Source organism: Streptomyces sp. NPDC057010 (assembly GCF_042673805.1).
GTDB lineage: Bacteria > Actinomycetota > Actinomycetes > Streptomycetales > Streptomycetaceae > Streptomyces.
Map to the genome: position 1 here is coordinate 1 of NZ_JBHUSC010000041.1, position 20,566 is coordinate 20,566.

Here is a 20,566-nt window from a genome sequence, read left to right on the forward strand (position 1 = left end):
CCGCGGCCCCCTCCCCCGGCATGGCCGCAGGCGCCGGGCAGGTCCAGGCGATGTGGCCGGGCGTCCTGGAGGCCGTCAAGAACCGCCGCCGCTTCACCTGGATCCTGCTCAGCCAGAACGCCCAGGTCACCGGCTTCGACGGCACCACCCTCCAGCTCGGGTTCCCCAACGCCGGAGCCCGCGACAACTTCGCCAGCAGCGGCAGCGAGGACGTGCTGAAGGCGGTCCTGGCCGAGCAGTTCCAGGTCAACTGGAAGATCGACGCCGTGGTGGGCGGCGGTGGCCCGGCGGCCCCCGCCGGTCAGGCCGGTCCGGCCTCCTACGCGGCCCCGGCCGCCCCCGCGTACAGCCCGCCGCCCCCGCCCCCGGCCCCGTCCGCCCCGCAGTACCCGCCGCAGCAGCCCCAGCCCCCGCAGCAGTCACAGCAGCCCCAGCAGTCGCCTCCCGCCCCGCAGCCTCCCGTACAGCAGGCGCCCCCGCCGGTCGCGCCCGAGGACGACTTCGCGGAGGAGGACGATCCCGACCTCGTCGAGAGCGCGCTGACCGGACACGACCTGATCGTGCGCGAGCTCGGGGCCACCGTTGTGGAGGAATACACGAACGAGTAGCCCCTCCACATTGGGTGGCCGCACGAAACGCGCCACCCCGTCCGGGCTACCCTGGGCGGCGTGAAGGTCCTCGTCATCGGCGGCGGCGCCCGCGAACACGCCCTGTGCCGCTCTCTGTCCCTCGACCCCGACGTCTCCGCGCTGTACTGCGCTCCCGGCAACGCCGGCATCGCCGAGGTGGCCGAGCTCCGCCCGGTCGACGCCCTCGACGGCGATGCCGTCGCCGCTCTCGCCACCGAACTCGGCGCCGACCTGGTCGTCGTCGGCCCGGAGGCCCCGCTGGTCGCCGGGGTCGGCGACGCCGTCCGCGCGGCCGGCATCCCCGTCTTCGGCCCGTCCGGCGAGGCGGCGCAGCTGGAGGGCTCCAAGGCCTTCGCCAAGGACGTGATGGCCGCTGCCGGGGTCCCGACCGCGCGCAGCTACGTCTGCACCACCCCGGAAGAGGTGGACGCCGCCCTCGACGCCTTCGGCGCCCCGTACGTCGTCAAGGACGACGGGCTCGCGGCCGGCAAGGGCGTCGTCGTCACCGAGGACCTGGCCGCCGCCCGCGCCCACGCCCTCGCCTGCGACCGCGTGGTCATCGAGGAGTACCTCGACGGCCCCGAGGTCTCCCTCTTCGCCATCACCGACGGCGTCACCGTCCTCCCGCTCCAGCCCGCGCAGGACTTCAAGCGCGCGCTCGACGGCGACGAGGGCCCCAACACCGGCGGCATGGGCGCCTACTCCCCGCTCCCCTGGGCCGACCCGAAGCTGGTCGACGAGGTCATGGCGAGCGTGCTCCAGCCGACCGTCGACGAACTGCGCCACCGCGGCACGCCCTTCTCCGGGCTGCTCTACGCCGGCCTCGCGATCACCTCGCGCGGGGTGCGGGTCATCGAGTTCAACGCCCGCTTCGGCGACCCCGAGACCCAGGTGGTCCTGGCCCGGCTGCGCACCCCGCTCGCGAGCGTGCTGCTGAACGCCGCCCGCGGCACCCTGGACGCCGAACCCCCGCTCAGCTGGCGCGATGACGCGGCCGTCACGGTGGTCATCGCCTCCCACAACTACCCCGAGACCCCGCGCACCGGGGACCCGATCGAGGGCTTGGCCGAGGTGGCCGCCGAGGACGGACCCGATGCGTACGTGCTGCACGCCGGGACCCGGCGCGAGGGCGACGCCGTCGTCAGCGCGGGTGGCCGCGTGCTGTCGGTGACGGCGACCGGTTCCGATCTGGCGCAGGCCCGCGAGAAGGCGTATAAGGCCGTCTCGCGCATCCGGCTGGCCGGTTCGCAGCACCGCACGGACATTGCGGCCAAGGCGGCCGAAGGGCGCTGAACTGCGGCTCCGTGATCCCGCGGGCCCGGTGCGCACGAGGTGCGCGCCGGGCCCGCGCGCGTGCCCGCCTGCGACTGCATCCAGCCGCGTTCGAACGCACCCACCTTTGCCCAAAGCCATTCCATCGGGTGATCGTCACCCGGTCCGCCTGACGGCCGGGCGCGCCCCAACTAGGGTGCGATGCCAAGCATTCCGGCACTTGGCCCACCGGCATTGCGATGTCAGTGGCGGGTGTCACAGTGGGGGAGTGAGCAAAGCCGTCGCAGGGCAGAGGGGGTGAGGTCCGGCCGTGTCCGGAACCGGTTCGATCATGGAAGTGGGCGTGCCGTCCGCGCGGTCCCGCGCCCTGGCCGTGCTGCGCGTGCGCAGCAGGGCCCTGGCCCTCGGGCTGCTGCCCGCCGCCCTCGCGGTGGTGCTGGTGGCCGCCCGGATGACGGGCCGGCTGGCCGGTGATCCCTGGCCGGTGGTGACCCTGGCGGTGTGCGCGGTCGCCGCGCTGGTGCTGCTCGTCGGCGGGATCTTCGCCGCGGTGGTGCTGCGGGCAGGCCCCGCCGTGACCCCGACGGTGCCGCTGACCGAGGCCGCCGCGCCCGACCTCTACCGGCTCGTGCGGGATCTGGCCGACCGGATGGACGTCCCGGCCCCCTCCGCGATAGCCCTGACGCCGGACTGCGACAGCTGGCTGGAGGACCGCACCCACGCGGCCCACCGCCGCGGCGGCGCGCGGACGTCCGCCGGCATATCCGGCCCCGCCGGCCCGGAGTCCGAGCCCGGTGCGGCCCCCGTGCTGGTGATCGGGTCGCCGTTCCTGTGGTGGATGCGGGTCGCGGAGCTGCGGGCGGTGCTCGCGCCGGTCGTCGCCGGTACGGGCCCTTCGGCGCATCCGGACATAGCCGACGCCCGCGGCTTCGTGCGCGGCCTGGACGCCGCGGTGGACGTGGGCAACCGGCCCGGCCTCGGCTGGATCGCCGGGCCCGCCCGGCTGCTGCTGAGACTGTGCCGGGTGGATGCCGCCGAGATGGAGCGGGGGGTGGCCGCGGCCGCCTCGGAGCGTGCACAGGGTGTGGACTACGGGCTGCGCATCGTCGCCCAGGAGCAGGTCGGCCTCGCCTACGCGGGCTGGGACCGGCTGCTGACCCGGGTCGCGCTGCCCGCCTGGCGGATGGGCCGCTGGCCGGCGCGCCTGGACGCCGGAGTGGTCTCGGCGCTGACCGAGCTGTCCCGGCGGGACCGGCTGGCCGAGGGGTTCACCTCGCGGCTCGGCGAGCGCCCCGCCTGCGACCTGCTGGAGCAGCCCGGAGTCGTCGACGAGGCGGCTTCGCTGCTGGCCGCCCGGCTCTTCCACGGAGGTCCGGCCGAGCCCGGGCCGGAGTGGTCCCCGGTGGACTGGACGGCGTATCCGGAAGAGGTCGTGGACCGCAAGTGGCGCACGGAGGCGGCCCGCCTGCACACCGCGCTGGACGCCCTGTCCGTCCCGGCGGGCCTGCCGGCCGGTCCCGCGAGCCCGTCCTCAGTACCGCCCGGTCCGGCGGCTGCACCCGGCCCCGCCGGGGCGGGACCCCGATCGGCGGGATCCACCACCCTCGACCCCGAGGTCTTCGGCCCGCCGGAGGCGGACGGCTTCGCCGGGCCCACGCTGGAGCGGGTGCTGGGCTACCTGACCGACCCCGCCGGCGAAGGCGCGGCAGGGGAGGCGCTGGCCGGCCGGCTCACCGGGGACCTGGCGCGGGAGGAGAAAGCCGCGGGCCCGGGCGCCGGGGCCGGGAAGGCGCGCGGCGCGGATGCCGTGCCGCTGTTCCCGCTCCAGCCGCCCCGCACCGGCCGGGACCTGCTGGCCGACCACGTGACGGCGATGGTGTGCTGCGCCGCCGTGGACTCCGCAGGGGCCGCCCCGGGGCTGGACTGGCTCGACGGCCCGGTCCTGCTGGTCGGCGGCGAGCGCCGCTCCGACCTGGCGCCGCGCGTGCTGTCACTGGTGGAGGACGGGGACCCGGAACCCCTGCGCGACTGGCTCGCCGACCTCGGCGTCCGCCCGGAGAAGCCGGTCCGCCTGGTCTGAGGATCCGGGCGCGCCCCGCGTGCCCGGCAAGGGCCGCTCCGAAGGGCTACGCCTCGCACAAAAAACCGGACGCCAATGTTCCGGTCACGTCAATTCGCGACGAACGGTGACGGACTGCATGCGTTATGTGATGTGCTGGGTCCGATGAATGCCCGTTCGGGGGAGCGAGGGAGGGGAGCGGTCATGGGTGCGGACCAGATCCGGCGCTGGGAGTCAGGTGCGCTCGCGCACGCGGTCACCGACCCCTTCGGCCAGGGCCCCCTGCCCTGGTTCCGGGGCAGCGAGCTCTACTTCGACGACACCGGCCAGGTCGTCCCCTGGTACGTGGACCCGGCCGCCGCGGCCGCCGGCACCGGCCAGATCCCCCGCGCCCGCGGCACCGGCGGCCCCCGCACCGCCGACGACGTGCACCGCCAGATCAAGGGCTTCACCTCCACCGGAGCCGTCGCCCCCGGCCAGGCCATCGACTTCCACATCACCGTCGACCCGCCCCAGCAGTTCTCCGTCGACGTCTACCGGATCGGCCACTACGGCGGCGACGGCGCCTCCAAGATCACCACCAGCCCCCGCCTCTCCGGCATCGTCCAGCCGGCCCCCCTCGCCGCCGACCGCACCGTCTCCTGCCACCACTGGTGGCTGTCGTGGCGCCTCCAGGTCCCGTCCTACTGGAGCGTCGGCGCGTACGTGGCCGTCCTCACCACCGCCGACGGCTACCGCTCCCACATCCCCTTCACGGTCCGCGACGACCACCCCGCCGACCTCCTGCTCCTGCTGCCCGACATCACCTGGCAGGCCTACAACCTCTACCCGGAGGACGGCCGCACCGGCGCCAGCCTCTACCACGCCTGGGACGAGGACGGCCGGCTCCTCGGCGAGCAGGACGCCGCCATCACGGTCTCCTTCGACCGCCCCTACGCCGGCGCCGGCCTGCCCCTCCACGTCGGTCACGCCTACGACTTCATCCGCTGGGCCGAGCGCTACGGCTACGACCTCGCCTACGCCGACGCCCGCGACCTGCACGCCGGCCGCGTCGACCCCTCCCGCTACCGCGGCCTGGTCTTCCCCGGCCACGACGAGTACTGGTCCGCCCCCATGCGCCGCACCGTCGAGCGCGCCCGCGACCAGGGCACCTCCCTCGTCTTCCTCTCCGCCAACACCATGTACTGGCAGGTCGAGCTCGCCCCCTCCCCCTCCGGCGTCGACGACCGGCTCCTCACCTGTCGAAAACGCCGCGGCCCCGGCCGCCCCAGCCTCTGGCGCGAGGTGGACCGCCCGGAGCAGCAGCTGCTCGGCATCCAGTACGCGGGGCGGGTCCCCGAGCCCGCGCCCCTGATCGTGCGCAACGCCACGCACTGGCTCTGGGACTCCACCGGCGCCGCCGAGAACGACGAACTGCCCGGCCTGGTCGCCGGCGAGGCCGACCGGTACTTCCCGCGCACCCAGCTCCCCGAGCACCAGGACCGCATCCTGCTCGCGCACTCCCCGTACCTCGACAGCGAGAACCACCGCCGCCACCAGGAGACCTCCCTCTACCGGGCACCCAGCGGCGCCCTGGTCTTCGCCTCCGGCACCTTCGCCTGGTCCCCGGCTCTCGACCGCCCCGGGCACGTCGACGAGCGGGTCCAGCGGGCCACGGCCAACCTCCTCGACCGGATCTGCAAGAGGGACTGACACCCCCTGGCCGGGGCAGGAGCGCCCGTACGGGAGAATGGTCTGGCGCTCGTACAGAACCACAGGGAGACCCCGTGTCCGGATTCGTCGAAAAGCCCGAGCCGGTCCAGGTGCCCGGCCTCGTCCACCTCCACACCGGCAAGGTCCGCGACCTCTACCGCGACGAGGACGACCGTCTCGTCATGGTCGCCAGCGACCGGATGTCCGCCTACGACTGGGTGCTCCCCACCGAGATCCCGGACAAGGGCCGCGTCCTGACCCAGCTCTCCCTGTGGTGGTTCGACCAGCTCGCGGACCTCGTCCCGAACCACGTCCTCTCCACCGACCTGCCCGCCGGCGCCCCCGCCGACTGGGCCGGCCGTACCCTGATCTGCAAGAACCTCGACATGGTCCCGGTGGAGTGCGTGGCCCGCGGCTACCTCACCGGCTCCGGCCTCGCCGAGTACGTGCAGACCCGTACCGTCTGCGGACTCGCGCTCCCCGAGGGGCTCGTCGACGGCTCCGAGCTGCCCGCCCCGATCTTCACCCCGGCCGCCAAGGCCGCGGTCGGCGAGCACGACGAGAACGTCTCCTACGAGGAGGTCGCCCGCACCGCCGGCCCCGAGACGGCCGCGCTGCTGCGCCAGACCACCCTGGCCGTATACGGCCGCGCCCGGGACATCGCCCGCGAGCGCGGGATCATCCTGGCGGACACCAAGTTCGAGTTCGGCTTCGACCCGAAGGACGGCACGCTGGTCGCCGCCGACGAGGTGCTGACCCCCGACTCCTCCCGCTTCTGGCCGGCCGACCAGTGGGAGCCGGGCCGCACGCAGCCCTCCTTCGACAAGCAGTACGTCCGCAACTGGCTGACCTCCCCGGCCTCCGGCTGGAACGCGAAGGGCGAACTCCCGCCGCCGCCCCTCCCGCAGGAGGTCGTCGAGCAGACCCGCGCCAAGTACGTCGAGGCCTACGAGCGCCTCACCGGCCTGACCTGGAGCTGAGCGGTCCGGACACGACGAAGGCCCCGATCGGTGATCGGGGCCTTCGCACTCTGAGCGGACAACGAGACTCGAACTCGCGACATCCACCTTGGCAAGGTGGTGCTCTACCAACTGAGCTATGTCCGCATGCGCCGTAGCGCGGGACCCACTATACCCAACCTCGCTCGCGTGCGAGACGCACCGCCGTGTGCCGGTTCTCGGCCCCCAGCTTCGTCGCCGCCGAGGACAGGTAGTTCCGTACGGTGCCCTGCGAGAGCGAGGCCCGCTCGGCGATCTCCGCGACCGGCGCCCCGTCCGCCGCGAGCTCCAGCACCTCCGCCTCCCGGGCGGTCAGCGGCGAGTCCCCCGCGCTGATCGCGTCGGCCGCCAATTCCGGGTCCACGTAGCGTCCTCCGGCGTGCACGGTGCGGATCAGCTCCGCCAGCCGCTGCGCCGAGACCGTCTTCGGCGCGAAGGCCCGCACCCCCGCCGCCAGAGCCCGCTTCAGGTGTCCCGGCCGGCCGTGACTCGTCACGATCATGGTCTTGCAGTCGGGGAGCTCGGCCCGCAGCGATGTGGCGACGCTCACACCGTCCGCGCCCGGCATCTGCAGGTCCAGCACCGCCACGTCCGGCCGGTGGGCCCGCGCCATGGCCAGCGCCTCCGGCCCGGAGGCCGCCTCGGCGACGACCACCAGATCGTCCTCCAGGGCCAGCAGCGCGGCCAGCGCGCCCCGGATCAGGTGCTCGTCATCGGCCAGCAGTACCCGTACGAGGCTCACGCCCGCACCTCCAGTCGTCGTGTCCGCGGTTCCGGGATCTCGGCCCGCAGCCGGAAGCGGCCGCCCTCGGCCGGTCCCGCCAGCAAGGTCCCCTCCACCGCCGCGAGCCGCTCGCGCAGCCCCGCCAGTCCCGAGCCGGGCGGCCCGGCCGGGGTCTCGGGCGCCCCGTCGTTCTCCACCAGCAGCGTCACGGAGCCCCCTTCGGGCGCTGTCAGCCGGATCAGGCAGCTCTGCGCGTTCCCGTGCCGCAGCACGTTCGTCGTCGCCTCCCGCACCACCCAGCCGAGCGCCGACTGCACCTCGGCGGGCAGTGCCCGCGCACCCGCCCCGTATTCGACCCGGCAGTCCATCCCGGCCGCCCTCAGCACCCCGCGGGCGCCCTCCAGCTCCACCGTGAGATCCGCCTCCCGGTAGCCGCGCACGACGTCGCGCACCTCCCGCTGCGACTCGCGCGCGATCCGCTGCACCTCGATCATCTGGTCCACCGCCTCCGGGCGTTCGCGGCGCGCCAGCTGTACGGCCAGCTCGCTCTTGAGCGCGATCACCGCCAGGTTGCGGCCCATCACGTCGTGCAGGTCCCGCCCGAACCGCAGCCGCTCCTCGGCCACCGCCAGCTGCGCCTGGAGCTCCCGGGCCCGGTCCAGCTCGTAGACGGTCCTCAGCAGCCACGAGGAGAACCCGCAGGCCAGGGTCATCAGCAGGCTGACGAACAGGACCCCGAGCCCGTAGCCGGCGGCCTCCACGGCCGGATGCCCGGCGGCGAGCGCCCCGCCCGCCGCGATGGCCGTCGCACCCGGGGGTATGAGCATCATGTGGCGGACCCTGCGCGTGCTCAGGGTCAGCGAACCCGTCCCGAAGCCCAGCATGTTGACCACGAGGGTGGGAGCCACGTGCTCGCTCTCGATGATCCGGGCCGAGCGCAGCGCCAGCACGGCCAGGCAGCTCGCGACCGTCACCACCAGCACCGCCACCGTCAGCCGCACGGGCCGCTCCCGGCGCTCCAGGACCCAGTCCAGCGCCCTGGAGGACAGCACTCCGCACAGCGCGATCTGCGCGAGCAGGGGCAGCACCAGGGCCGCGGTGACGACGCCCCCGCCCACCGGCGCCAACCCGAGCAGGACCGCGAGGGCCTCAAGGGCCACGAGGAAGTGGAACGACCAGCGGGTGTACAGCTCGACCTTCGCCGCGCTGCTGCGCCCCGTCCACCAACCCGTCAGCTTCGACACGTCCTCGTCCCCCCGGCGGTCTTCCCAGCGGCGCGTTCCCGGCGGAACCACCGCCGGACAGCAAACACGGTGATCACGATCCGGGCCAATGTGGTGAGCGCGGCTGCCGGAATCCAGACTCGCGCCGTCCGGGCGGCGCCGGCAGTGCGCGCCGTCATGATCCGCCATGACATTTGTCAGCGGCCGGAGGGAAACACGAAGAAGGCCCCGGTCGTAATGACCGGGGCCTTCTCCTTGTGGAGCGGACGACGCGACTCGAACGCGCGACATCCACCTTGGCAAGGTGGTGCTCTACCAACTGAGCTACGTCCGCATGTACTGCGTGCACTGCCTGGGCAATGCGTGCATCACTCTACCTGATCCACCGTGGTGGTCGGTAAACCGATGCAGAGCGGGTGACAGGGATCGCACACTGCGCCTTCCCCCTGGAAGGAGGATGTTCTGCTACTGAACTACACCCGCACGACTTCGGGGCTTCGACCTTGCGGCCTCGCCCCTCGGCGTGATCCAGACTCTAGCCGACCCATGGGGGTGGATGGCAAATCGGCCCTCAGTGCGCCGCGTTGTAGGCCTCGTAGATCTTCTTGGGGATGCGGCCGCGCGGCGGCACCTCGTACTGGTTGGACCGGGCCCAGGCCCGGACGACCGCCGGGTCCGGCGCGATGGAGGTGTGCTTGAAGGTCTTCCCCGAGCGCGACTGCCGGCGGCCGGCGGCCACGAACGGGGCCAGGCCCTTCCGCAGTTTCTTTGCGTTCGCCACATTGAGGTCGATCTCGTACGACTTACCGTCCAGAGCGAACACGACCGTTTCCGCCGCTTCCCCGCCGTCGATGTCATCGGAGAGGGTGACCACTACGCGCTGCGCCACGGATATCGGTCCCTTCGCGCGACCCGCCGCCACCTGCTGACGTGCGGCGATGTCGCCTGTGTGGATGTTTCGGGGCAATGCATCTTTCCACGGGAATCCCGGGTGATTCCTTTGTACCGCGATTCCCATTGCATTGCGAAGCCCAGTTAATTGTCTCCGCGTGTCCCGCCGCAATCCCGGGCACGTGGTTTTCCGGGGGATTTTGCGAAGCGTTGGTGAAGCCGAAACCGCTCGGCGATCACGCTCCATGGATATCTACCCGCGTAGAAATTTCGGCCGGGTACGCTGAGGGAACCGCCTTCGCACCAACCACCTCATCGGGAGTGCCAGTGGCACGCGTCGTAGTCGACGTCATGCTCAAGCCGGAGATCCTCGACCCCCAGGGCCAGGCGGTGCAGCGTGCACTGCCGCGCCTGGGCTTCGAGGGCATCGCCGACGTCCGCCAGGGGAAGCGCTTCGAACTGGAAGTGGAGGGACCGGTCGACCAGGCCGCCCTCGACCGCATCCACAAGATGGCCGAAACGTTCCTCGCCAACACCGTCATCGAAGACTTCACCGTGAAGGTCGAGGCCTGACGGTGACCACACGCATCGGAGTCGTCACGTTCCCCGGAACGCTCGACGACCGTGACTCGCTGCGCGCCGTCCGCCTCGCGGGGGCCGAGCCGGTCTCGCTCTGGCACCGCGACAAGGACCTGCACCAGGTCGACGCGGTCGTCCTCGCGGGCGGCTTCTCCTACGGGGACTACCTGCGCGCCGGAGCCATCTCCCGCTTCTCGCCGGTGATGGAGACCATCATCGAGCAGGCCAGGGCGGGCATGCCCGTCCTCGGCATCTGCAACGGCTTCCAGGTCCTCACCGAGGCCCACCTGCTGCCGGGGGCGATGCTCCGCAACAACCACCTGCACTTCATCTGCCGCGACCAGAAGCTGCGGGTGGAGAACGCGGAGACCGCGTGGACCGGCGACTACACCGCCGGCCAGGAGATCTCCGTACCGCTCAAGAACATGGACGGCCGCTACGTCGCCGACGAGCGCACGCTCGACGAACTGGAGGCCGAAGGCCGAGTGGCCTTCCGGTACCTCGACGTGAACCCCAACGGCTCCCTCCGCGACATCGCCGGCATCACCAACGCGGCGGGCAACGTCGTCGGCCTCATGCCGCACCCCGAGCACGCGGTCGAGCCGCTGATCGGGACGGGCCGCACCGACGGCCTCGGATTCTTCACCTCGATCCTGAAGAAGCTGGTCAACGCATGAGCCTCGACACCGTCAAGCACGCCACGGAGACCCCGGAGGCGGCGCAGCCCTGGAAGGAACTCGGCCTCAAGGAGGACGAGTACGCCCGCATCCGGGAGATCCTCGGCCGCCGGCCCACCGGCGCCGAGCTCGCCATGTACTCGGTCATGTGGTCCGAGCACTGCTCGTACAAGAGCAGCAAGGTCCACCTGAAGCAGTTCGGCGAGAAGGCCCCGGAGAACGACGCCATGCTCGTCGGCATCGGCGAGAACGCCGGTGTCGTGGACGTCGGCCAGGGCTACGCGGTCACCTTCAAGGTCGAGTCGCACAACCACCCGTCGTACATCGAGCCCTACCAGGGCGCGGCCACGGGCGTCGGCGGCATCGTCCGCGACATCCTCGCCATGGGCGCCCGTCCGGTCGCCGTCGTGGACCCGCTGCGCTTCGGCGCGGCCGACCACCCCGACACCAAGCGCGTGCTGCCGGGCGTGGTCGCGGGCATCGGCGGCTACGGCAACTGCCTGGGCCTGCCCAACATCGGCGGCGAGGTCGTCTTCGACGCCTGCTACCAGGGCAACCCCCTCGTCAACGCCGGCTGCATCGGCGTGATGAAGCACGAGGACATCCACCTCGCCAAGGCCTCCGGCCCCGGCAACAAGGTCATCCTCTACGGCGCCCGCACCGGCGGCGACGGCATCGGCGGAGTCTCGGTCCTCGCGTCCGAGACCTTCGACGACACCAAGCCCACCAAGCGCCCCGCGGTGCAGGTCGGCGACCCCTTCCAGGAGAAGCTCCTCATCGAGTGCACCCTGGAGATCTTCAAGGAGAAGCTGGTCGCCGGCATCCAGGACCTCGGCGGCGCCGGGCTCTCCTGCGCCACCTCCGAGCTGGCCTCCGCGGGCTCCGGCGGCATGCGCGTCGAGCTGGACACCGTCCCGCTGCGCGACGCGACGCTCTCGCCCGAGGAGATCCTCATGAGCGAGTCGCAGGAGCGCATGTGCGCGATCGTCGAGCCGCAGCACGTCGAGCGCTTCATGGAGATCTGCGAGAAGTGGGACGTCATCGCCACCGTCATCGGTGAGGTGACCGACGGCGAGCGCCTGGAGATCTTCTGGCACGGCGAGCAGATCGTGGACGTGCCCCCGGGCACCGTCGCCCACGAGGGTCCGGTCTACAACCGCCCCTACGCGCGCCCCTCCTGGCAGGACGCCCTCCAGGCGGACGACGCGGGCAAGCTGCCGCGGCCGGAGACCTCCGAGGAACTGCGCGCGCAGGTCCTGGCCCTGGTCTCCTCCCCGAACCAGGCCTCGAAGTCGTGGGTCACCGACCAGTACGACCGCTTCGTGCAGGGCAACACCGTCCTGTCGCAGCCCGAGGACGCGGGCATGGTCCGCATCGACGAGGAGTCGAACCTCGGCGTGGCCATGGCGACGGACGGCAACGGCCGCTACGCCAAGCTCGACCCGTACACGGGCGCGCAGCTGGCGCTCGCGGAGTCGTACCGCAACGTGGCCGCGACCGGAGCCAAGCCCCTCGCGATCTCCGACTGCCTGAACTTCGGTTCCCCCGAGGACCCGGACGTCATGTGGCAGTTCGCCGAGGCCACCCGCGGTCTCGCGGACGGCTGCCTGGAGCTGGGCACCCCGGTGACCGGCGGCAACGTCTCGCTCTACAACCAGACCGGCGACATCGCGATCCACCCGACCCCGGTCGTGGCGGTCCTCGGTGTCATCGACGACGTCAACCGCCGCACGCCGATGGCGTTCGCGGAGGCCGGCCAGCTGCTGTACCTGCTGGGCGACACGGCCGAGGAGTTCGGCGGCTCGGCCTGGTCCCAGGTCGTCCACGACCACCTCGGAGGCATGCCGCCGAAGGTGGACCTGGCGCGCGAGAAGCTGCTGGCCGAGATCCTGATCTCCGCCTCCCGCGACGGCATGATCGACGCGGCGCACGACCTGTCCGACGGCGGCGTGATCCAGGCGCTCACCGAGTCCTGCCTCAAGGGCGGCAACGGCGCGCGCGTGGTCGTCCCCGAGGGCCTGGACGCCTTCACCTTCCTGTTCTCCGAGTCCGCGGGCCGTGCCATCGTGGCGGTTCCGCGCAGCGAGGAGCTCCGCTTCACCGACATGTGCGGTGCGCGGGGCCTGCCGGTCGCCCGCATCGGCGTGGTGGACGGCGAGGAGATCGAGGTCCAGGGCGAGTTCACCCTTCCCCTCGCGGAGCTCCGCGAGGCCCACGAGGCGACGATCCCGGCCCTGCTGGCCTGATCCGCCGCCGAACGCGCACGAGCCCCCGCCCGGATTCCCTCCGGGCGGGGGCTCGGCCGTGTTGGTAGCGTCGCCCGCGTCGTCGCTGGTGTACGAACGGGGGTCGGGGATGTTCGAACCACTGCAGCCGTCGAGCGGGGGTCCACTGCCGGACCGGGGCCGGTGGCGCAACGCGGTCAACGCGCTGGTCTGCCTGGCCGGCGTGGGCGGCCTCGCCTTCGGCGGCTGGGCGCTGTACGACTCGTACCAGTCCTGGCAGCACCGGGGGGAGAGCCGCACCGCGATCCGCGCGGCGTGCGCGGACCTGCTGGATCCCGATGCGGTGATGCGGCTGGACGGGGGCCGGGACTGGCTGGTGCCGAGCGAGGTCAAGAGCCGCAAGCAGCTGGACCTGGGGCAGCTGCCGGACGAGTGCATGCTGCTCTCCTCGTACGACGAGGGGGGCAAGACCCGGTGGACCACGTACTTCGGACTGAAGGTGCACTCGCTGCCCCAGCAGGGTCTGCACGTGCTCGACACCGACGACGATCCGTTCCGCACGTGGAGCCAACGGGCCGCCGGGACGGACCTCACCGACGAGGTGGCCGATCCGCTGCCCGCCCCCCTCGGGGACGGCCGTGCCGGAACCTACTCCGGCCGAACCGTCTCCGTCACCGCCGTCTGCGCGCAGCCCGTCGCCGGGGTGACCTCCTTCCGTGCCACCGCGACCGCCCGGTACGGCGACCCGACCGACCAGGACCGCAAGGCCCTGGCCGTGCTGGCCCGGACGGCGGCCCTCACGGCGGCGGAGCGCGCCGGCTGCGCCGCCACCGCGCCCGAACTGCCCGCCGCCCTGCCCGCGCAGGGGCGCGCCCTCGGCCCCGCGGAGCAGGGCACCGGCAGCTGCGCCTGGTACGCGGCCTTCCTGCGCGGCCGCCAGGACAGGGAGCGGCTCCCCGACAAGGCACTCGGCGTACCGGTGTCGGAGCACGGCGGGATCGAGTCCTGCGTGCTGGCCATGGACACCGACACCCGAAAGGGCGTCGAGCCCCGGCTCCTCGCGGAGGGTGTGGCCTACGGCGGCCCCAGCGAGCGCTGGACCAACCCCTGGTGGCTGCGGACCTTCTCCTCCTTCGGCGACGACGCGGCCGGAACCCAGTGGGAAGCGGGTGCGACCAAGGCCACCGCGATCGCCGCCGGCCAGGCGGGACGGGGGTACCGCCTCCTGTACGCCTCGGCCACCTGCCAGGGCCGCCCCGCCGTCCTCGGCATGACCGCGTCCTTCCGGTACGACACGGTGCTCGGCCCCCGCTTCGACGAGGTCTTCAAGGCCTACGCCACCGACACCGCTCAGCGGCGGGGATGCACCGAACTGGTGCTGCCCGCGCCCGAGTAGGGTCGGGACATGCCGCCCGCCAAGAAGAAGCCGCGTACCTACGACTCCGCGAAGATCCGTGCCGCGGTCACCGCGCAGTTCGGGCATGTGGCCCGGGCCGTTCGGGAGTTGAGCCCCGAGCAGCTGGCGCGGCCGAGCGGGCTCGGGGAGTGGACCGTGGCCGAGCTCGCCGCGCACATCGCGTGGATCGCGGACTCGCTCGCCGGCGGCCTCGCCCGCCCGCCCGCCGCCATCGCCGAGCTGACGGCCGTCGAGTGGCCCTCCGCCACCGCCTCGCTCGCCGGGCAGATCTCCGAGGCCGCCCGGGAGACCCTCGACGGGGCCCCGCTGCCCGAGCTGTTCGACCGGGCGGCCGCCCGCATGGCCGAGGCACTGGCGGCCCATCCGGACCAGCGCGTCCTGGACCTGTGGATCGGGGCCATGACCCTGGCCGACTTCCTGGTCACCCGGACCGTGGAGCTGGTGGTCCACACCGACGACCTGAACCGGGCCACCGGACTGGACATCCCGATCGAACGCCAGGCCCTGGCCGCCTGCACCCGGCTGCTCGCCGACTACCTCGCCCTCACCGCGCCCGGCGGCTCCGTCGAGGTGCGGATCCCGCCCTTCGCGGTGGTCCAGTGCATCGAGGGCCCCCGGCACACCCGCGGCACCCCGCCGAACGTGGTGGAGACCGATCCGCTGACCTGGCTCCGCCTCGCGACGGGCCGTACGCGATGGGCGCAGGCCCTGGACGCGGCGCGGGTCAGCGCCAGCGGCGAGCGGGCCGACCTGTCGGCGCTGCTGCCCCTGATGAGCTGAGGGTGGAACCGCCCGCCGGTCCGGCCCGTCACAGGAACATGCGTACCCTCCGGCACGTCCCCGTCCGCCTGGCCCTCGTACCGGCTCTCGTACCGGCCCTCGCCCTGGCCCTCACCGCCTGCGGCCGGAGCACGGAGAGCGGGTCCCGTACGCTCCCCGACCCGGTCGGATCCTGGGCCGTCGAATCCCTGACCTCCGGCGGCCGCACCCTGCACGCGCCCGACAGCGCCCGCGTCGACCTCGCGGAGCACGAGGCCAAGGGCAACTACGGCTGCAACGGCTTCATGGCCGCGGTCGTGTTCTCCGGGACCTCCGCGGTGACCGTCACCCCCGGTCCCACGACCGCCATGGCCTGCGAGAACATCGAATTCGAGACGGAGTTCGCGAAGCTCTTCAAGGGTCGGCTGACCATCGACCGGGGGCCCGACCGCCTGACCCTGAAGACCGCCGACGGGAACACCATCGCCATGACCCCCAAGCCCCCGGCCGCGGACGCCCCGCTGACCGCGACCCAGTGGACGGTCGAGTCGCTGATCAGCGGCGAGACCGCCTCCTCGATCCCCGCGGAGGCGGCCGGCAGGGCCCGGTTCACCCTGGCCGCCGACGGCACCGCGAGCGGCGTCCTCGGCTGCAACCGGTTCAGCGCCAAGGCCACCGTCGAGGGATCCACGCTCACCTTCGGGCCGGTCACCTCCACCCGCATGGCCTGCGAGGGCCCGGCGGGCGAGGTGGAGCGGGCGCTGACCGACCTGTTCGGCAGCGGCCCGCTCACCTGGAAGATCCACGACCGGGCGCTGACCCTCACCGCCGCCGACGGCAAGGGCCTGACCGCCAGGGCGGGCTCCGCCGCCGAATAGCGCGGCTCAGGCGGGGTACGGCAGCAGCCCCGCGTTCACGGACTCCCAGGCCGTCCGCAGCTCCGCCAGCCGGGCCGGCTCCACCGCGGCCCTGTCGGCCTGCTCGCGGACGTCGCCGGCCAGGTTGAACAGCTGGTCCTTGCCCGCCTTGCCGCGGTAGTACTTCCAGTCGCCGCGGCGCAGCGCCCGCTCCCCGCGGACCCGCCAGAACAGGTTCCGCTCGGCGACCTCCTCCCCGCGCAGCAGGTACCCGGCCAGGCTCACCCCGTCCAGCGGGTACGCCGGGTGCGGCCGGGCCCCGGCGACCTCCAGCAGCGTCGCCGTCCAGTCCGGGCTGAAGACGGGGACGTGGCTGACCTGCCCGCCGTCCAGGCGCGCGGGCCAGCGCACGATGTTCGGCACCCGGATCCCGCCCTCCTGGAGCGAGGCCTTGTTGCCCGACAGCGGCCAGTTGTAGGAGAACCGCTCGCCGCCGTTGTCGCTGGAGAAGACCACGATGGTGTCGCGGGCCTGCCCGGAGCGGTCGAGGGCGCGCAGCACCTCGCCGACCGAACGGTCGAGGTCCTCGACCATCTGCTTGTACTTCTCGACGGAGCCGCCGTCCTGGTGCCACAGGGCGCGCCCGTCGCCCGCCTTGATCCGCCGGACGATCTCGGCGCTCTGCTCCGTGTCCCCGTCGGCGATCCACGGCCAGTGCGGGGTGGTGAAGTTCAGGTTCAGCAGCCACGGCTTGCCGTGGTGGTCGCGGGAGACGTACTCGCTCGCCCGCTCCGTGATGATCCGCGTGTAGTAGCGCAGGTCCTTGTACTCGGCGTCGCCCTCGTAGAGGTCGTACTCGCCGGCCAGACCCAGCTTGGAGTAGTACTCCAGGGCCCCGCCGAAGTTGCCGAAGAACTCGTCCCAGCCGGACTTCGTCGGGCTGTAGTCGGGCAGGTAGCCCGCGTGCCACTTGCCGATCAGCGCGGTGGCGTAGCCGGACTCCTTCAGCAGCGAGGCCAGCGTCGGGTGCGTGGGCTCCAGGCCCGCCGACTTGTCGGCGATCGGCTCGGCGAGCCCGCCCTTGGTACGGGCCGGGTAGCGGCCCGTGTACAGGCTGAACCGGGTCGGCGAGCAGGTCGCGGAGCCCGAGTAGGCGTCGGTGAAGCGGACGCCCTGGCGGGCCAGGCGGTCCAGGTTCGGGGTCTTGATGTGCGGGGAGCCGTACGAGGACAGGTCCGCCCAGCCCAGGTCGTCACCCAGGATGAACAGGATGTTCGGGCGGCGGGACTGCCGGCCGCGCGCGGCCCGGAACGGGCGCTCCTCCGGGGCGGCCCGATCGGCCTCGGCGGCGTCGGCCGGGCCGGCCCCCAGACCCACCGCGGCGGCGGCCGCGGTCGCTCCGACGGCGCCCCCGAAGGCACGGCGGGACAGCTTGCTGTTGGACGAAGACACAGGTACTCCAAGGCACAGCTCGGCCACCCCGACCCGGGCGGGCGCGGGGACGGCGCGCGGCACGGCAGGGCGGGGCTGGGCGGAGCGAAACGAGAAAGGAAGCGGAAGAGTTGTGGCTACGCGGAACAGCGACAGATGGCGCTCGCGACACGGACCAGGTCCACGTGCCGGCGCTCGACGAGGGTGACGGAACGGTCACCGAGGGGCTGCATGGGTCGAGAGCCTGTCCGAATGCCCTTGTAGCTGTCAACAAAGGCATCCGCATACCGAGACGGGGGCACGCGGTCACCCTCTGTGCTGTGAGATTTCCCGGGGCTCCCGAATTCGGACCAGTGGTCGATCTCGCCTACACTCGGTGGCGTGCCTCGTGGTGATGGACGACTCAACCACGACCTGCTCCCCGGCGAAAAGGGCCCCCAGGACGCTTGCGGCGTCTTCGGTGTCTGGGCTCCGGGTGAAGAGGTCGCCAAGCTCACCTACTTCGGACTGTATGCATTGCAGCACCGCGGACAAGAGTCCGCGGGCATCGCTGTGAGCAACGGTTCCCAGATCCTCGTCTTCAAGGACATGGGCCTCGTTTCCCAGGTCTTCGACGAAACCTCTCTCGGCTCGCTCCAGGGTCATATCGCGGTCGGTCACGCCCGCTACTCGACCACCGGAGCCTCCGTCTGGGAGAACGCGCAGCCCACTTTCCGCGCGACCGCCCACGGCTCCATTGCCCTGGGTCACAACGGCAACCTGGTGAACACCGCCGAGCTCGCCGAGATGGTCGCCGACCTCCCCCGTCAGGACGGGCGCGCCACCCAGGTGGCCGCCACCAATGACACCGACCTGGTCACCGCCCTGCTCGCCGGACAGATCGACGAGGACGGCAGGCCCCTGACCATCGAGGAGTCGGCCGCCAAGGTCCTCCCGCAGGTCAAGGGCGCCTTCTCGCTCGTCTTCATGGACGAGGGGACGCTCTACACCGCCCGTGACCCGCAGGGCATCCGCCCGCTGGTCCTCGGCCGCCTGGAGCGCGGCTGGGTGGTCGCGAGCGAGACCGCCGCCCTCGACATCTGCGGCGCCAGCTTCGTCCGCGAGGTCGAGCCGGGCGAGCTCATCGCGATCGACGAGAACGGCCTGCGCACCTCGCGCTTCGCGGAAGCGAAGCCCAAGGGCTGTGTCTTCGAGTACGTCTACCTGGCGCGCCCGGACACCGACATCGCCGGCCGCAACGTCTACCTCTCGCGCGTCGAGATGGGCCGCCGCCTGGCCAAGGAAGCCCCTGTCGAGGCCGACCTGGTGATAGCGACGCCGGAGTCCGGCACGCCCGCCGCCGTCGGTTACGCGGAGGCCAGCGGGATCCCGTACGGCTCCGGCCTGGTCAAGAACGCCTACGTCGGCCGGACCTTCATCCAGCCCTCGCAGACGATCCGCCAGCTCGGCATCCGCCTGAAGCTCAACCCCCTCAAGGAAGTCATCCGGGGCAAGCGCCTGGTGGTCGTCGACGACTCGATCGTCCGCGGCAACACCCAGCGCGCCCTGGTCAAGATGCTCCGCGAGGCCGGTGCGGCCGAGGTCCACATCCGGATCTCCTCGCCGCCGGTGAAGTGGCCGTGCTTCTTCGGCATCGACTTCGCCACCCGGGCCGAGCTGATCGCCAACGGCATGACGGTCGACGAGATCGCCACGTCGCTCGGCGCGGACTCGCTCTCGTACATCTCGCTCGACGCGATGATCGAGGCGACCACCATCCAGAAGCCCAACCTCTGCCGTGCCTGCTTCGACGGCGAGTACCCGATGGAGCTGCCCGACCCGCAGCTCCTGGGCAAGCAGCTGCTGGAGTCCGAGCTGGCCGGCGGCACGGACGCCGCCGACGCGCTCCGCCGCCCGTAACCCGGAGCCCCCCGGACTCCGTCCGGGGGGACCCCCAGGCTCAACCTGCGCCGGGCCCTGTCTTTGAGGCTTATCCGGGGGCCCGGCACCCTACGCAGTAACGACACGAAAGCTCTCTCCTGTCATGACAGAGAAGACCACCGGTGCCAGCTACGCAGCCGCAGGCGTGGACATCGAAGCGGGAGACCGCGCCGTCGAGCTGATGAAGGAGTGGGTGAAGAAGACGCAGCGCCCCGAGGTCCTCGGCGGCCTCGGCGGCTTCGCCGGCCTCTTCGACGCCTCCGCCCTCAAGCGCTACGAGCGCCCGCTGCTCGCCTCCGCCACCGACGGGGTCGGCACCAAGGTCGACATCGCCCGCCAGATGGGCGTGTACGACACCATCGGCCACGACCTGGTCGCGATGGTCATGGACGACATCGTGGTCTGCGGTGCCGAGCCGCTCTTCATGACCGACTACATCTGCGTCGGCAAGGTGCACCCCGAGCGGGTCGCGGCCATCGTCAAGGGCATCGCCGAGGGCTGTGTCCTCGCCGGCACCGCCCTCGTCGGCGGCGAGACCGCCGAGCACCCGGGCCTCCTGGGCCCGGACGACTTCGACGTGGCGGGCGCCGGCACCGGTGTCGTCGAGTACGACCGCCTGCTCGGCGCCGATCGCATCCGTACGGGGGACGCCGTCATCGCGATGGCATCGTCCGGCCTTCACTCGAACGGGTACTCGCTGGTCCGGCACGTCCTCTTCGACCGGGCCGGGATGTCCCTGGAGCAGGAGATCGCGGAGCTGGGCCGCACCCTCGGCGAGGAGCTCCTGGAGCCCACCAAGATCTACTCGCTGGACTGCCTCGCCCTCACCCGTACGGCCGAGGTGCACGCCTTCTCGCACATCACCGGCGGCGGCCTCGCGGCGAACCTGGCCCGGGTCATCCCGGATCACCTGCACGCCACGGTCGACCGTACGACCTGGGCCCCCGGCGCGATCTTCGACCTGGTCGGCAAGGCCGGACAGGTGGAGCAGCTGGAGCTGGAGAAGACCCTGAACATGGGCGTCGGCATGATGGCCGTCGTTCCGCAGGAGTCGGTCGAGGTGGCGCTGACCGCGCTGGCCGACCGGGGCGTCGACGCCTGGGTCGCGGGAGAGATCCTGGACCGCGGCGACCACACCGAGGGCGCGACCCTCACCGGTACCTACGCGAGCTGAGCAGCACTGAAACCCGGCCCGGGGCGATGCCCTGGACCG

General features: G+C 72.2%; 17 protein-coding genes, 3 tRNA genes and 1 pseudogene. 13 read left to right on the forward strand and 8 right to left on the reverse strand.

All coding sequences use genetic code 11. From position 1 onward, the window contains the following. The 5 genes and pseudogenes from ACFTXQ_RS27240 to ACFTXQ_RS27260 all read left to right on the forward strand — a co-directional run. Positions 1-608: pseudogene (locus ACFTXQ_RS27240) on the forward strand (DNA polymerase III subunit gamma and tau); the annotation flags it as partial. Positions 609-668: 60 nt separating this feature from the next. Further along, positions 669-1,922: a phosphoribosylamine--glycine ligase gene (gene purD, locus ACFTXQ_RS27245; protein ID WP_382645200.1), complete on the forward strand. Its 1,254-nt coding sequence runs from the start codon at positions 669-671 to the stop codon at positions 1,920-1,922. 289 nt (positions 1,923-2,211) lie between these two features. Beyond that, positions 2,212-3,981 (forward strand): hypothetical protein, encoded by a 1,770-nt coding sequence (locus tag ACFTXQ_RS27250; protein WP_382645203.1) that lies wholly within the window; start codon positions 2,212-2,214, stop codon positions 3,979-3,981. A 183-nt stretch (positions 3,982-4,164) separates the two neighbouring features. Continuing rightward, complete coding sequence (locus tag ACFTXQ_RS27255; protein ID WP_382645206.1) at positions 4,165-5,652, forward strand: N,N-dimethylformamidase beta subunit family domain-containing protein; 1,488 nt, start codon at positions 4,165-4,167, stop codon at positions 5,650-5,652. A gap of 74 nt (positions 5,653-5,726) precedes the next feature. Then, positions 5,727-6,632: a phosphoribosylaminoimidazolesuccinocarboxamide synthase gene (locus tag ACFTXQ_RS27260; RefSeq protein ID WP_382645208.1), complete on the forward strand. Its 906-nt coding sequence runs from the start codon at positions 5,727-5,729 to the stop codon at positions 6,630-6,632. 53 nt (positions 6,633-6,685) lie between these two features. Here the strand turns inward: ACFTXQ_RS27260 and ACFTXQ_RS27265 are convergent. From ACFTXQ_RS27265 to ACFTXQ_RS27290, 6 genes are all read right to left on the reverse strand, one after another. After that, positions 6,686-6,758, reverse strand: a tRNA-Gly gene (locus ACFTXQ_RS27265). 22 nt (positions 6,759-6,780) lie between these two features. Next, positions 6,781-7,392, reverse strand: a complete 612-nt coding sequence (locus ACFTXQ_RS27270) for a response regulator (RefSeq protein WP_382645211.1) — start codon at positions 7,390-7,392, stop codon at positions 6,781-6,783. Continuing rightward, positions 7,389-8,618 carry a sensor histidine kinase gene (locus ACFTXQ_RS27275; protein ID WP_382645214.1) on the reverse strand — a complete coding sequence of 410 codons (1,230 nt, stop codon included), beginning with the start codon at positions 8,616-8,618 and terminating at the stop codon, positions 7,389-7,391. Before ACFTXQ_RS27275 ends, ACFTXQ_RS27270 begins: the two co-directional genes overlap by 4 nt. Positions 8,619-8,855: 237 nt before the next feature. Continuing rightward, positions 8,856-8,931, reverse strand: a tRNA-Gly gene (locus ACFTXQ_RS27280). Between the two features lie 77 nt (positions 8,932-9,008). Continuing rightward, positions 9,009-9,080 (reverse strand) — tRNA-Gly (locus tag ACFTXQ_RS27285). A gap of 88 nt (positions 9,081-9,168) precedes the next feature. Beyond that, positions 9,169-9,486 (reverse strand): Lsr2 family protein, encoded by a 318-nt coding sequence (locus ACFTXQ_RS27290; RefSeq protein ID WP_362309594.1) that lies wholly within the window; start codon positions 9,484-9,486, stop codon positions 9,169-9,171. 323 nt (positions 9,487-9,809) lie between these two features. Between ACFTXQ_RS27290 and purS the strand changes: the two genes are divergently transcribed. The 6 genes from purS (at position 9,810) to ACFTXQ_RS27320 (ending at position 16,023) form a co-directional block, all read left to right on the forward strand. Continuing rightward, positions 9,810-10,061 (forward strand): phosphoribosylformylglycinamidine synthase subunit PurS, encoded by a 252-nt coding sequence (gene purS, locus ACFTXQ_RS27295; protein ID WP_008740952.1) that lies wholly within the window; start codon positions 9,810-9,812, stop codon positions 10,059-10,061. A gap of 2 nt (positions 10,062-10,063) precedes the next feature. Continuing rightward, positions 10,064-10,744: a phosphoribosylformylglycinamidine synthase subunit PurQ gene (gene purQ, locus ACFTXQ_RS27300; RefSeq protein ID WP_382645217.1), complete on the forward strand. Its 681-nt coding sequence runs from the start codon at positions 10,064-10,066 to the stop codon at positions 10,742-10,744. Beyond that, a complete protein-coding gene (gene purL / locus ACFTXQ_RS27305) occupies positions 10,741-12,990 on the forward strand; it encodes a phosphoribosylformylglycinamidine synthase subunit PurL (RefSeq protein ID WP_382645220.1) in 2,250 nt (749 codons plus the stop codon). Before purQ ends, purL begins: the two co-directional genes overlap by 4 nt. Positions 12,991-13,099: 109 nt before the next feature. Continuing rightward, positions 13,100-14,365 (forward strand): hypothetical protein, encoded by a 1,266-nt coding sequence (locus ACFTXQ_RS27310; RefSeq protein WP_382645223.1) that lies wholly within the window; start codon positions 13,100-13,102, stop codon positions 14,363-14,365. A 9-nt stretch (positions 14,366-14,374) separates the two neighbouring features. Further along, positions 14,375-15,166, forward strand: coding sequence for a sterol carrier family protein (locus tag ACFTXQ_RS27315; RefSeq protein ID WP_382645226.1), 792 nt, complete (start codon positions 14,375-14,377; stop codon positions 15,164-15,166). A gap of 38 nt (positions 15,167-15,204) precedes the next feature. Beyond that, complete coding sequence (locus ACFTXQ_RS27320; protein ID WP_382645229.1) at positions 15,205-16,023, forward strand: META domain-containing protein; 819 nt, start codon at positions 15,205-15,207, stop codon at positions 16,021-16,023. A gap of 6 nt (positions 16,024-16,029) precedes the next feature. On the opposite strand, the gene ACFTXQ_RS27325 is transcribed toward ACFTXQ_RS27320, so the two are convergent. Together ACFTXQ_RS27325 and ACFTXQ_RS27330 are read right to left on the reverse strand one after the other, a co-directional pair. Next, positions 16,030-17,454 (reverse strand): sulfatase-like hydrolase/transferase, encoded by a 1,425-nt coding sequence (locus ACFTXQ_RS27325; protein WP_382645231.1) that lies wholly within the window; start codon positions 17,452-17,454, stop codon positions 16,030-16,032. 116 nt (positions 17,455-17,570) lie between these two features. Then, complete coding sequence (locus ACFTXQ_RS27330; RefSeq protein WP_350325720.1) at positions 17,571-17,666, reverse strand: putative leader peptide; 96 nt, start codon at positions 17,664-17,666, stop codon at positions 17,571-17,573. Positions 17,667-17,814: 148 nt separating this feature from the next. Between ACFTXQ_RS27330 and purF the strand changes: the two genes are divergently transcribed. Both purF and purM read left to right on the forward strand, forming a co-directional pair. Next, positions 17,815-19,332, forward strand: coding sequence for an amidophosphoribosyltransferase (purF, locus tag ACFTXQ_RS27335; protein ID WP_382645236.1), 1,518 nt, complete (start codon positions 17,815-17,817; stop codon positions 19,330-19,332). Between the two features lie 124 nt (positions 19,333-19,456). Further along, complete coding sequence (gene purM, locus ACFTXQ_RS27340) at positions 19,457-20,527, forward strand: phosphoribosylformylglycinamidine cyclo-ligase (RefSeq protein WP_382645238.1); 1,071 nt, start codon at positions 19,457-19,459, stop codon at positions 20,525-20,527. Positions 20,528-20,566 lie beyond the last annotated feature (39 nt).

Excerpts from the sequence above, each read along its gene's own strand:
- ACFTXQ_RS27255 (WP_382645206.1), top strand. The coding sequence starts at position 4,165 with ATGGGTGCGGACCAGATCCGGCGCTGGGAGTCAGGTGCGCTCGCGCAC.
- purL (WP_382645220.1), top strand. The coding sequence starts at position 10,741 with ATGAGCCTCGACACCGTCAAGCACGCCACGGAGACCCCGGAGGCGGCG.
- ACFTXQ_RS27310 (WP_382645223.1), top strand. The coding sequence starts at position 13,100 with ATGTTCGAACCACTGCAGCCGTCGAGCGGGGGTCCACTGCCGGACCGG.
- ACFTXQ_RS27315 (WP_382645226.1), top strand. The coding sequence starts at position 14,375 with ATGCCGCCCGCCAAGAAGAAGCCGCGTACCTACGACTCCGCGAAGATC.
- ACFTXQ_RS27320 (WP_382645229.1), top strand. The coding sequence starts at position 15,205 with ATGCGTACCCTCCGGCACGTCCCCGTCCGCCTGGCCCTCGTACCGGCT.
- ACFTXQ_RS27330 (WP_350325720.1), bottom strand. The coding sequence starts at position 17,666 with ATGCAGCCCCTCGGTGACCGTTCCGTCACCCTCGTCGAGCGCCGGCAC.
- purM (WP_382645238.1), top strand. The coding sequence starts at position 19,457 with ATGACAGAGAAGACCACCGGTGCCAGCTACGCAGCCGCAGGCGTGGAC.